This window comes from Fusobacterium varium (genome assembly GCA_021531615.1).
GTDB lineage: Bacteria > Fusobacteriota > Fusobacteriia > Fusobacteriales > Fusobacteriaceae > Fusobacterium_A > Fusobacterium_A varium_C.
In genome coordinates, this window is the sequence record JADYUE010000054.1 from 1 (window position 1) to 13,324 (window position 13,324).

Genomic DNA, 13,324 nt, shown 5'->3' on the forward strand with positions numbered 1-13,324 from the left:
CATTGCTACTATTATAACATATTTTCTTGAAATCTAGTTATTTTTTTATTAAATTTCTAAGCTATAATAAAAAAGAGCCATAGTCATTAATTACTACAGCTCCTAACTTTTCTATCTCTGTTCAGTTTTTTCTATCCAATTTGTATCATCATTTAATAGAGCAGGAATAGAGATTTCTACATTATCTAATGGAGAAATTTTAAATTCTTTTTCAAGAACAGTTTCATTTCCTGTTGTATCTTTAAATTTCAAATTAATTTTATGTGTTGATCCCTTTACATTAACCATAGCTTTTTTCTTTGGTTTCAACTTTTTAAATTTAGAACCATCTATGGAATATGATACTTCTATTAATGAATAACCATTTTCTTTTTTATTATCAAGAAATACACTATGCTGTTTTCCTGTAATAAAAAGTGCTACTGCTATTCCAATTAAGACAATAATTAAGCAAACCCAATTTCTTATAATTTTCATTAATTATTCCCCTCCTTTTTAGCAGTTTGAGCCTCTAGAATTCTTCTTCTCTCCTCTTCCTTCTCTTTTTCTCTCTTCCATTGGTGTAGAATAAGAACTAAAGCTATAATTCCATAAGAGATAAATACTCTAAAGTACTCTCCAATTTGTGCTGATCCAATAAGTTCTTTTCCAGCTCTTGGAGCTAATACGAACATTGTATGGAAAAGTATAACCCCACTTAAAGCATTTGGAATACTAGCTTTTGAAACAGTTGCTCCCCCTATTAAAAGAGCTGCTATTGCAAACATTCCTATTTGCTCATGGCTGTTATATGTATTCATTGTTCCTATATTTTGTAGGAAGATAATTTGTCCTATTGCAGCTAAAACAGTAGATATAACTATTGCTAGTATTCTTGTTCTATCTGTTGCTATTCCTGATGCCTTTGACACCTCTATATCTTGCCCTATAGCTCTCATATCTTGTCCCAATTTAGTTTTTCTAAACCATACAATAAATAAACATAGTAAAACTATAGCTAATATTGTCAATACAGGTATTGAATATCCTGCTATTTTTAAAGGTATACCATCATCTAAAACTCTTCTTATATCTTTTAAGTCTATGGCATTTCTTATTCCATAACCTCTTGAAAGTAGTATAGAATCATTTCTCATTGGAATAACTTTTCCCATTCCATAAAGAACTATAAGTTGATAAACTCCGTTGATAAAGAATCCAAGTATCATAGAAGTTATCATCTCTCTTCCCTTTGCTCTATTTAAAACTACTCCACCTATATATCCCATGAAAACTGCTATTGGTAGAGATATTATAATAGCCAAAAAGAAACCTTGTAACCCTATAACTTCCCAATCTGTTATAAATATCAAAGCTATTTGCCCTGCCATTGCTCCCAATACAATACCAAAGTTCAATCCCATTCCTGCTATAATAGGTATTAACAATGAAAGTACTAAAAATAGATTACGTGAAAGTCTTAAAATTATCTCTTGAATCAAATAATCTATTGTTAATCCTGATACTGGTATAGATAAAAGGATAATAATTATCATAAATATAGGAACTATATTATTTATAAGAAAATTTTTCACTTTATTTTCCACTTCCAGCACCCTCCTTTCTAGTTAATGCGTATAGTATCATTCCATTTGATACTATAATTCTAATTGTTTCAGACATATCTGTTTGAATTATATTATTTACAACAGTAGGTGTCATTGTTAATATCCCTTGGAAAAGGAATGTTCCTACAATTACATTTAATATAGTAGCTTTATTTACTGATGCTCCACCTATTAAAATAGCTGCAATAGCTGGAAATGCCATATAGAATGGTGCTAAATATAATTGAACAAATCCAAAGCTTTGTTGATAAACTACAATTCCAATAGCAGCTATAACTGTTGACATCATTACTGATTTTATTCTAATCTTATCAATATCAATTCCTGTTGCCTTAGCAAATTTATCATTTGTTCCAACAGCTTTCATTGCATATCCTGTTTTTGTTCTAAAGAATATCCAAATAATTGCTCCTAAAATGATAAAACAGAAGATCTCTCCCAATGGTAGAATATCACTAGGAATATGTAAAACCTTATCTAATACTCTATGCCAATAATTTTCAACACTTATAGTAGTACGTAGCCCTTCTCCACCATATGCCCATATCATATCTTGACTTTTAAAAGGAAGAACAAGCCACATTATGCACATAATTGCAACTGAAGAGAATCCTATATATGTCGCAATCATCATTTCTCCACCTTTTACCTTATTTAATATATGTCCATATAGCCAACCAAATAATAAAGCAAAAGGTATTGAAAATAACATTGCTCCTAAAAATCCAGCTATCCCTGTAAGTTGTAATTCTATACTTATTACTGCTCCTAAAAGTCCAGCTTCTACCCCTAAAGGCATTCCAAAGTTTAATCCTGTTCCAGATTGTATCATAGGCACTAATGATAAAACTAATATAGCATTCATACCAAATCTTACTAAAGTATCTCCCATAGCTGTTTTTAAATTAATTCCTATAAAAGGAGAAATTAAATACATTGATAAAAGAAACAGAGCAATTATTATTCTTGGCCACCCTGCATTCTTTATGGCACTTTTTATACTATTCATCTCTTTCCTCCTTAATTCCTACCATCATCTTACCAAACTCTAATATATCAGCTTTTGGAGATAGTATTCCTGCAACCTTTCCTTCATTTATTATTGCAATTCTATCACATACACTTCTTAACTCCTCTATTTCAGATGATGTTATTATAATTGTTGTTCCTTTTGTTGCATTGTATTCTTTTAATATATCCAAAACAAGTTTCTTAGCCCCAACGTCTATTCCTCTTGTAGGCTCTGATACAAATAAAACTTTTGGATCCATAGTAAATGCCTTAGCAAGACAAACTTTTTGTTGATTTCCTCCACTTAGCTCTTGAGCTCTTTGTTTTTCACTCATACATCTTATTTCCAATTTTTTTATATACTCTTGAGCATTTTCTCTAATCTTTTCTTCATCAACCATATTGAAAAGTTTAAATCTCTTTTTAAAAAATTTACCTTTTATTTGCATTGCTGGATAAGCAATATTATCTTCTATTGAACTTTCAAGTAGAAGTCCAACTCCCTTTCTATCTTCTGATACAAAGAAAATTCCCTTATCTAATGGATATTTAGGATTATTTAATTCTAGCTTCTCTCCATTAAATTCAACTGTTCCTTTAGCTGGATAAAGTCCCATAACTCCATTAGCTACTCCTATTTTCCCTTGTCCTGCCATTCCTCCAAGTCCTAAAATCTCTCCCTCTTTTATTTCAAGATTAAGCCCTTTAACCATCTCTCCTGGCATATCTACCCATAGTTCTTGAATATTAAGAATAGTTTTTCTATCCTTTTCCTCTACCTCTTCTGTAGCTTCATTATTGTCAATTTTTCTTCCAATCATCCATTCAGTTATTTGGTTTACATTTGTATCTTTAGTCTTTACACTATTGATTAAAAGTCCATCTCTCAGCACAACAACTTTATCACAAACAGACATTATCTCATCTAATCTATGAGTGATAAATATTATTGCTATCCCTTTTTCTGACAATCTCTTCATTGTTTCAAGAAGAAGTTTTGCCTCTTCCTCTGTAAGTACTGCTGTTGGCTCATCTAAAACAAGAAGTTTTGTTTTTTCTCTCTCTATCTCACGAGCTATCTCAGTAAATTGTTTATGAGCTACTGGCATCTCATTAATTAATTCAGCTGAATCTATTTTTATTCCTAAATGGGATACTGCATCATCTGCTCTTTTCTCTATCTCTTTAGTGTCAATTTTTCTTATCCTCTCTCCAAAAATACCTTCTAAAAAGCTATTTGAAGTAGATTCTCTATTTAATACAATATTTTCATCTGCTTTAAATCCTGGAATTAAAGAAAACTCTTGATGAACCATTCCGATTCCTACTTCAAGAGCATCAAATGGAGATTTAAAATTTGTTTCTTGTCCTTCAAAATATATCTTTCCTCCATATCCTCCAGTCTCATGAATAACTGACATTCCAAAAATAGCTTTCATCAATGTTGATTTACCAGCACCATTTTCTCCAACTAATCCTACAATCTCTCCAGGTTCAACTTCAAGATTGATATCTTTTAAAACAACATTTTCCCCAAAAGATTTTGATAAATTCTCTATTTTTAACAAAACATTATTTTCCACATTTTCACCTCTTAAAAAATGAAAGGAGGGGTTTTACCCCTCCCTTATTATTTTATTTTAAAATATTTTTCAGGAACAGTTTCATCAGTCATATTTAAATATCCTTTTCCTAAAACATAAGTATCTTGATATAATAAGTAGAAGTTTTCTTTTTCAATTCCATTTACATCAGTATAGTTACTTCCATTCCATCCTGCTCCTGGAGTGAATTTCTTCAATGATTCCATAATAGCATCAAAGTCTGTAACATCTACATCATTTTCAATTACGTTTCTTGCATGATCTGCTAAAGCTACAACTGAGATGAAATTATATGAGTAAGCCCAAGTTCCCATTCTTCCTGCTGCTCCTTTTGCTACAACAGTATCTTCAACTTTCTTTAAGATTTTTGGCCAATTTCCTTTTTCATCTTCAGAGAATTTAATTCCTAAAGCTCCTGGATATCCCATTGTTGGAGAAGGTAAGTCAGCTTCTACAAAGTATCCACCATTTTCAGCAACTCTTTTTAAAAGAGGTTCTGTATGAGCATCGTTTGTTGCAAAGAATGCTACATTTTTACCATATTTTTCTAACCAACTTGGAACTTGTTCAAGAATATATTGTTGTGCTCCTGCAACTCCAACATCACTTACTGGGTCTGGAGCTGACATTTCAATAAATTCCATTCCTAAATCTTTAGCTGCTTCAGCCATTATATTTCTTCTTCTTGATAATAATTCATAACTTAAGTGTCTTGGGAAAGAGATATGCATGAATTTTTCTGCTCCCATTTTTTTAGCAGCTTTAACAATTAAATATCCTCTTGCTATATTATCTGGATAAGTTACTAAATCTGCTGCCTCTGAAATAATTTCAGGATCTTCATGAGGATTGTTTGCTATAAGTATAATATCTGGTCTTGCTTCTCTAATTCTTCTAAATGCTTCAACTGTTCCTGGAACAGCTTCTCCTACAATAATAACTTTCATTTTAGGGTCATCAGCTAATCCTACCATTTGAGAGATAGTTGTTTCCATCTCTTGCATAAAGTTATCTGGATATGTAACATGAGTTACCATTCCACCTTTATCTACTGATCCATACATTTTTACTATTTCTTCTGCTCCACGTAGATTATCTTCTGATTGAGATACAGTTCCACTAACTACCCCAATATGATAATCTGGTTCAGCTGCAAAAGCAAAGATTGACAAAATAAACATAAAAAATCCGTATAAATACTTTCTCATAATTTTCCCCCTTATAATTTAATTACTATTTAAATTTTATATATAAATATAGTATTTTACAGAAAGTCATAAAAAGACCGTACTTAACTCAGTACTATTTTTTTAGTACTCTTGTTATAAAATATTTATTTTGACTATGATTATACTCCTTTAAAACATTTATGTCAACATAGTTTTGAAAATTTTTTTTCTTATTTTTTAAAAATAAAAAATAGAAACTAATTTTTCAATAAAATTAGTTTCTAAACGTAAAAATAAAGATATTTAAAATTTTTAACTTTTCCAATGTAATTTTTTAAATAATCCCATCTAACCACTTTGGCAACTCTTGAGAAAGAACTAAATCCCAGGTTTTACTTTTATAGTAACAAAGTTTATAATTTTTAGAATTATCATATATTCTTACATAGTCTGCCAAAGGAACTACTTTTTTTAAATTTTCAAGAGTTTCATAATATCTTTTCTCCACTACTTCCTCTGGAATATCATGTCCTCCATTTAAAACTCTATTTTTTATTCTCTCCTTTGCTATTTCTGGAGAATTTAATCCTATATAATAAAGATAAATTGTATACCCCTTTTCTTTTATCTCTTCAATAGCTTTTAATATTCTCTTTCCTGTAAGAGTAGTCTCTTGATTAAAGGAAATCATCTTATCTACACACTCTTTTCTCATATTTAAAGCTATTCTTCCTGCTCTCATTTGATCTTGATTATTTCTCCAATCTCCTATCTCCATAACAATTTCATCTGTATTTATTCTCCTACCTAAATTTTCTGATAAAGTCATTATTTTATAAAGAGTTGTTTTTCCAGCACCATTCACACCTGCAAAGATAACACAATTAGCCATGGATCTCCTCCTTAGAAAGCAGTTCTTTTTGTAAAGTTTGCACTTTTAACTCCTCTAATTTTAGATAAAACTCTTTTTCTATTTCACTTTTAGAATTTTCAATTAATTTATCAATCTCAAATGTTGACAGATTTAAAATATACTTATATAAACTTTCTTCTTTATTATTCATAACTTTCTCCATTATGTAAAGTTTGTTAATTTTAGCTTTTAATCTTTATACTGTATCATTTCATCTCTCATTGGAAGTCTTGATTTCTCATATATTTCTAAAGATTTTATTTTATCATTTTCAATACCAAATATATAAATAGCTACCTTTTTCTCAAAAAACATTTTTGTCTTATCTTTTAAATCCCCATATATTCCTTTTATTAAAAGAGAGAAGTAAAATCTTTCAGATTCTCCAAAACCATTATCTACAACTTCAATTTGATAATTTGAATATGATTTAAAAATATTTTCAAAATACTTTTTCATATCAGCTTTATTTCTTTCTTGTAAACCTTGATCAATACATATAAAATTTCTATCTAGAAGAGAATCTATCTTTTTTATATTTCTTTTATTTATAGCCTCTATAAATTCAAAAATTAAAATTTTTGAGTGTATATCTTCCATATAATTCTTTATAAGCTCTTCATCTATATCTGTGTCAAATTCATCATCAAAAAGACTAGGACCTTCTAAATTATCGTCTGATGCTAAATCTAATATATTTAATTCATTTTCACTATCTAAAATAATCTCTAAATAATGCTCTGCAAAATAATCAGGAATAGCTCTTATCTTAAATGTAACTTCAATATCATACCCTGCTCCCATACTGTATAAGTTCACTTCAATATCACTTATTTTCAAACTATCAAAAAAATCTTTCTCTGATATTGGAAGAGTAATTCTTTCATTATTTACATCTAAATAGTATGTTTTTTTATCTATCATTTTCTTTTTTAGTTTAGTTCTTACATATTTTTCTAATTGTGATAAAAAATCCGCATTTTTTTTAGGTTTAAAAGGTTTTTCTATAAAACTATATTCACTTTCATCTATCCCTAAAAAAATATTATCCTCAATAATAGTTTCAACAATCCATTTTTTATTATTATCAATAATCTCTAACTTCTCTTCTATAAGAGGAAGAAGTCTTTTTACTTTGATCTTATTACCTGTTCCATAGACAAAATCAATTGTAGTTTCTATTCCTTTATCTCCCCATAGTTCATTGATTTCTGCTACATAACAATCTACTTCTTCACTTTTCTTTAATGATTTAATATTAATTTTTGCCATTCTATCTCCCTATTTATTTTATAATTTCTAACTTATATAAGTATCCTATATTTTTTCTAATTCATCAAGGGTAATTTTTTAATTTTTATCTCTTTAATAGCTTTTTCTAATTCAGTTATATCAAATTCCATATAACAAGATGATAAGTTTCTATCCTTATAAATAACCTTTAAAGTTTTACTCCTTTTAAAAACCTCCATCTCATCATCTATAAGAAGTATAAATATCTCATTAGGCTTATAGATATTTATTAATCCAATTCGTTCAAATTCAATAGGATGTTCTGTTACTAATTCAACTTTTGTTTTCTGCATTGTTTTATCTTCATCAATTTTCTCAGTAAAAGCAGGATATTTATCTGTTAGTATATACAAAGAATAATAATCAAGAATATCATCATAAGAGCCTTTTCTTATATAAAGAACACCTTTTTGATTTGGCTCTGATTTTACTGAATAAGTAAAAATCATATTATACTCTCTATCCACTTCCCATTTACTAAAAGAAAAGGTGGATAAAGTTAAAAACATTACTATTTTTAAAAATTTTTTCATTTTTATCCACCTCTTTTTTACTATTAAAGTTTTCTTTTATTTATCTATTTTAATACTTCACTATTAATCTTTATTTCTCTTTCATAAATCTTTAATATTGCTGGTTGCCCATCAGCAGGAAATCTAAAACTGCTTTTTACTGCTGCTTTCTTTGGTATATTAATATCTTCAACTAATTCTTGTACAAAAACTGCAAAGCCATCACTATCTAAAAGTTGCAAAGATTTTTGTTCATTAAGATTTGTTAATCTTATCATTCTATCTGTTTCATTTCTTAAACCAACAGTTACTTCATACCCTATATCATCTTTTGTTACTGATAAGACTTCAGCTTTTATATTTTCTTCAAACTGTTCTCTATCATAAATTATAAAAGCATCATCAATACTTGTCCCATCTTTTCTTCCAGTGTCTATTCCCTCTTTTACACCTTTTAAAACATCTTTTCCAGTAGATACAACTTCTGATACTACTGATGAAACAGCTTTAGTTATATTAGATTTTTCTTCTGCATATGATACTACGCCCACTAATAATCCCAAAACAAAAATTAATTTTTTCATATTTTCCCTCCTTTAAGATTTTATTATTTTTTTAATGGTGTTTCATTTAGTAGCTGTACTTTAAAAGCCCTGTTTTCTAAATCAAAATAGATAGTTATACTTCTTTCATTACTATTTACAATTTTCATAATAGTATGTTCTGTTGAAATTCCAAATTCAGGGTGATTTCTATAATTTGTTGGAATATGTTCCCACCCGTCGCTTCGAGTATAATCTTTAAATAAAATATCAGGTGTTAAGCTGCTTAATTCTTTATTATTTATTTTTATACTTGAACATTTTTTATCATAAAAAACAGTAATAGAATTAACTACTCCATCTTCTATTTTTTTATATGGCTCATCACTTTCTGTATCTTGATTTGTAATTGTAACTTCTAAAAATACTCCATTTCTTTCTAAAAGTCTAATAATTTTTCCACCATTAAGAATACCTTTACCGTCTTTTGATAATGACCAATCTGTTCTCATAGCATAATAATCTTCTCCAACTAGTGGATTTAAAAAATATGGTGTTTTATTACTTATAGTCCACCCATCATCAATAAGTTGTTTTAATGAACTTGGAACAGAAAAATACGTATCATTGATAGTAAGTCCAAATTCAAAATTATTTTTTATCATCTTATTTTCACTCTCCTTAGTTACTCCGTATATATTTATAGAAATAACTAATAAAAAACAGGTTATAACCATTAAATATTTTTTCATTTTCTCCTCCTATACTTTTTTAAGAATGATTTTTTACAGATACAGTTATATCAAAAAATTTCTGTAATACATTATTTTCCCTATAATAATCATCTATTGTAGGAAAAATAAGTTCTTCAAGACTTATTTTTTTATCTCCTTTTATCTCTTTAAACTTCTCATAATTTTCTGCAAATAATCTATGTTTTCTCTCACTGTTCTCTTTTAACTCAACCCAAAGATAACTATTATTTTCAAAAGGTACATTAACTCTATGCACACCGTCTTTATAACTTCTTTTGAATGGAATTTTCTCATCATCATTAAAAACTAAATTTTCTTCAAGAATTTCTACATTTTCAAAGTTCATCAAATCAACATATGCAAGATTTGTAATTATAGTAGCATCAAGCATAGAGTTTAAAGAGTTTCCAACTTCTTTTCCTAATGTTTTCATACCCTTTTCAAGTTCTTTTGAAAAATTCTCTGAGTTTTCTGATATTGTAATTTCATCATCAGAAACTTCTCTTATAATTATTTCATCATTACTTTCAACTATCTTTTCATCTTGTTCATTATAAAGTGTTCCATCGTGATTAAACCTTTGCTCCTCTATCGTCTGTCCATTTTTTATTTTAGCTTTTAGTTGTGGATTTCCATTTTCATAATAAACTTCATAAACTCCATCTAAGTCATTATTTTTAAATTCTTGTCTTGTCCATACATTTCCATTTTTATAATAATCTTCTTTTATCCCATGAAGTTCTCCATCTTTATAGTTTATTATTGATTCTAAAGTACCATCTTCTAAATAAGCTTTCCATTCTCCCTCTTGTAAACTATTTTTATAACTTCCTGAAAGTCTTATTTTTTTATTTTCGTGATATTCTTTAAAATCTCCATTCATCTCTCCATTTACATAGTTTACTTCTCCTTGAAGATTTCCATTTGGATAGTATGCTTTAAATTCTCCCTCAAGAACTCCACTTTTATAATTTGCTGATACTCTTAATTTTCCTGTACCATTATAAAATTGTTCTGTAACTCCATCTCTTTCTCCATCCTTAAAGTTAGCATTATCTATAAGTACTCCATCTTCTGTGTACATTTGAAAAACTCCATTTTGTTTTCCAGCTTTCCAATGCCCAATCTCTTTAATATTATTTTTATAGTAAATAACATTTAAACCATCAAGCTCTCCATCTTTATAAGAATAAATATCCGTATATTCTTCACTTGCACTTTTAGTTCTTCCACTAAATGGATTCCCCTCTTTATCACAAAGTTTTCCATTGATATTTTTTAACTGCTCCTCTTTTTCAATAGCAGGAAGATATCTAAAAAATAAATATCTATTTTGATAAATATAAGTTCCAACTCCTATTCCAACTAATAAAACTACTCCTAGTATTACCTTAGCTTTCATAGCTCTCCCTTCCTTTCTAGAAAATAAAACCTATTATTTTGCCAATAAATGAAACTGCTAAAAAAACTCCTCCTATAATTATCAAAATATACTCTCTCCCTTTGTTAGCTCCATCTTCTGCTATCCAGTACTCTTTTGGATTATTTTTATTTACTAGCAATTTATAATCTTTTCCAACTTCAAACTCTACTAAATTAACATCTTTTATTTTTTTCATAAATTTTCTAGTTTTCTCAGGCATCTCATCAATATTTATATTTTTCAGTTCTTCTCTTGCTCTATTATTATATCTTCCTCTATACTCCTCTTCATAAGTTATTCCATTCACAACATATCTGAAAATAGGATAATATTTATTTAAACTTGGAGAGTAATTGTAACTTATAAGAGTTCCTATGGTATAGAAACTTCCTTCAATAGCTTTATTATATTGAAAAATATTAAAACTTCCCACTGCAATCAGTATAATTCCAATTAAAGTTAACATATTATCACCTCTTTTAGTAGGTAGAGATTAGAATGCTCCACCTCCACCACGGCTTCCTCCACCACCTGAAGAGCCTCCACTAAATCCTCCACCACTTCCTCTTGAAGATGGTCTGCTCTTAGCAAGTTCTGATACTCCCCTTGTAGTAGCTCTAGAAACTGTTCTCTCTATACTTCTAAATCCTGAGTTTCTATTGTACATTCCCATAAGAGGAGTTCTATTAAGTCTTGATATATTCTCTCCACTATCTCTAAATATTTTTTGGTAACCCTTTGCCACCTCTTCTGCAACTCCTAAAGCTATTGCATATACAAAATAGTGTTCCCAAATATATATTGATGCAAGTTTAGCCTCCTCTAAGTTACTGTAATCAACTAAAAATTTTTTAAATGCCAACCATTTTGCTCTTAGTTTTTCAGCCTCTAAAGTATATTTTCCTCTTGTTGATGTTGTAAAAACTAAAACAGCAAAAGCTACAAAAGGAAAGATAATAAATTTTCCATTATCAAAATAAACAGCTAAGAAAGGTCCAAGAGGTACACTTAAAAAAGCTGTAATCATTCCTAAAGCTTTTGGCAACTTTTTAACTGGCTCTTTTTCAAAACCAACTTTTTCCAAATCTTTTTCTACCATTGATTCCCATTTTTCATAATTTCTTCCAAATTTTATAGCATTCTTTCTATCTCTGATATTTTCCTCTATCTCCTCCATTGATACCTCTGTACCATTTCCTATCTCATCAATATACCAATCAACTACAAATTTTTCATAATTTTTTAATGCTTTTTCATCATAAGAATTTTTTCTAAGAATAGTTTTGTTATTTACTCTATCCTCTATCATTTCAAATATATCTCTTCTTACCAAGTCCATAACTGTAGCAAGTAGTTGGTTAGGTGATACATATCTATAAGCAATAGATCCTCCTACTGCTGGAGAAAAATCATCTGGAGCCTCTCTAAAATACTCTCCATATTCATTAGTTACCTTATATTTTTTTCTATTTTTTACATAGTTAAATGCAACCACAAAAATTATCCAACCACCCCAAAGAAAGAAAACTATATTTCCAATAGTTCCCCTCATTTGAGCAAACTTTCTCTCTCTATCTGCTTTGTCTGCCAGTTTATTTTCCATTTTCATAATTTTTTCATAGCCATCTTCATTTTTTACAAGAGATGGTTTTATATTAGGAATTAAACTTTTAGGAAAAAGAACATTAGTTTCTACAAACTCTCCAGAATAATATCCTTTAAGAGTATAAAGAATCTCCCTTCCACTTATAATATCTACATTTCCAGTAAGAGGTCCATGCCCAAAAGCTTTTATATCCTCTTTATTTACATTTTTTGGAAGAATTATTTTTATTTGAATATTTTCTATATCTGTTTGCCAACCTCTTCCTACCATCTTTCTATTAAATTGAGCAATATCATTATATACTGTTACCCCTTGAGAAAGAGTATATTGAAAAAGAAACCATTTTTTTGTATCTCTCATAGGATAGTAAAGTTTTACCTCTCTCAAATCATCTCTATCTTTTAGAGAATAAGTTCCTCTTCTTTGACTATTATTATTTATAGCTGGTACAAACTCGCTATCCTTCTCATAAAAAACTCTTAGATTTTTCAGATCTCCATACCCTTTATAATCTATATTATAAAGAATCCCATTAATCTCATAAGCATTATATTGAACAAGTTCATTTATATCTACACTTCCATCTAGATTAATATATGCCTCTATTCTTAAATTATCTACATTGTAACTAGGCTCACCATAAATTGATATAGATATAAAACTTATAAATATAACAACTAAAATTTTCTTAAATGAAATTTTAAATTTTTTCATCTTTTCTTCCTCCAAAATCTAGTATTGTATTGAATAAAAAAATGCCCATGACAAAATTACCATTTTAATTAAGTAATTTTATCATGAGCATCACCTCTCTTCAATTAAATTGCTTAATATAAATATAATACATAACTTTCAATTAAGCAAATTTTTATTTTAAGAGTTCCCTATA

The 13,324-nt window shown here is 28.6% G+C and carries 14 protein-coding genes; all 14 read right to left on the bottom strand.

Annotation, left to right across the window (positions count from 1 at the left end; all coding sequences use genetic code 11):
* Positions 1-111 precede the first annotated feature (111 nt).
* The 14 genes from I6E31_11510 to I6E31_11575 all read right to left on the bottom strand — a co-directional run bounded on the left by I6E31_11510 (position 112) and on the right by I6E31_11575 (position 13,149).
* Positions 112-477 (bottom strand): hypothetical protein, encoded by a 366-nt coding sequence (locus I6E31_11510; GenBank protein MCF2640586.1) that lies wholly within the window; start codon positions 475-477, stop codon positions 112-114.
* Entirely contained in the window at positions 477-1,535 is a 1,059-nt protein-coding gene (locus I6E31_11515) for an ABC transporter permease (GenBank protein ID MCF2640587.1), read from the bottom strand. Before I6E31_11515 ends, I6E31_11510 begins: the two co-directional genes overlap by 1 nt.
* 40 nt (positions 1,536-1,575) lie before the next feature.
* Entirely contained in the window at positions 1,576-2,616 is a 1,041-nt protein-coding gene (locus tag I6E31_11520; protein ID MCF2640588.1) for an ABC transporter permease, read from the bottom strand.
* A complete protein-coding gene (locus tag I6E31_11525) occupies positions 2,609-4,201 on the bottom strand; it encodes a sugar ABC transporter ATP-binding protein (GenBank protein ID MCF2640589.1) in 1,593 nt (530 codons plus the stop codon). The genes I6E31_11520 and I6E31_11525 overlap by 8 nt, the downstream gene beginning before the upstream one ends.
* A gap of 47 nt (positions 4,202-4,248) precedes the next feature.
* Entirely contained in the window at positions 4,249-5,430 is a 1,182-nt protein-coding gene (locus I6E31_11530) for a DUF3798 domain-containing protein (protein MCF2640590.1), read from the bottom strand.
* Positions 5,431-5,725: 295 nt separating this feature from the next.
* Entirely contained in the window at positions 5,726-6,283 is a 558-nt protein-coding gene (locus tag I6E31_11535) for a zeta toxin family protein (GenBank protein MCF2640591.1), read from the bottom strand.
* Positions 6,276-6,455: a hypothetical protein gene (locus I6E31_11540; protein MCF2640592.1), complete on the bottom strand. Its 180-nt coding sequence runs from the start codon at positions 6,453-6,455 to the stop codon at positions 6,276-6,278. The genes I6E31_11535 and I6E31_11540 overlap by 8 nt, the downstream gene beginning before the upstream one ends.
* 38 nt (positions 6,456-6,493) lie before the next feature.
* Entirely contained in the window at positions 6,494-7,576 is a 1,083-nt protein-coding gene (locus I6E31_11545) for a nuclear transport factor 2 family protein (protein ID MCF2640593.1), read from the bottom strand.
* Between the two features lie 56 nt (positions 7,577-7,632).
* Positions 7,633-8,130, bottom strand: coding sequence for a hypothetical protein (locus I6E31_11550; protein ID MCF2640594.1), 498 nt, complete (start codon positions 8,128-8,130; stop codon positions 7,633-7,635).
* Between the two features lie 44 nt (positions 8,131-8,174).
* Positions 8,175-8,693 carry a hypothetical protein gene (locus I6E31_11555; GenBank protein ID MCF2640595.1) on the bottom strand — a complete coding sequence of 173 codons (519 nt, stop codon included), beginning with the start codon at positions 8,691-8,693 and terminating at the stop codon, positions 8,175-8,177.
* A gap of 23 nt (positions 8,694-8,716) precedes the next feature.
* Positions 8,717-9,403 (bottom strand): hypothetical protein, encoded by a 687-nt coding sequence (locus tag I6E31_11560; protein ID MCF2640596.1) that lies wholly within the window; start codon positions 9,401-9,403, stop codon positions 8,717-8,719.
* 19 nt (positions 9,404-9,422) lie between these two features.
* Positions 9,423-10,808, bottom strand: coding sequence for a toxin-antitoxin system YwqK family antitoxin (locus I6E31_11565; GenBank protein MCF2640597.1), 1,386 nt, complete (start codon positions 10,806-10,808; stop codon positions 9,423-9,425).
* Positions 10,809-10,824: 16 nt separating this feature from the next.
* On the bottom strand, positions 10,825-11,295 hold the full coding sequence (locus tag I6E31_11570) for a hypothetical protein (protein ID MCF2640598.1): 471 nt from the start codon (positions 11,293-11,295) through the stop codon (positions 10,825-10,827).
* A gap of 27 nt (positions 11,296-11,322) precedes the next feature.
* The gene (locus I6E31_11575) at positions 11,323-13,149 is read right to left on the bottom strand and encodes a DUF2207 domain-containing protein (GenBank protein MCF2640599.1); all 1,827 of its coding nucleotides are present in this window, start codon (positions 13,147-13,149) and stop codon (positions 11,323-11,325) included.
* Between the last annotated feature and the right edge of the window lie 175 nt (positions 13,150-13,324).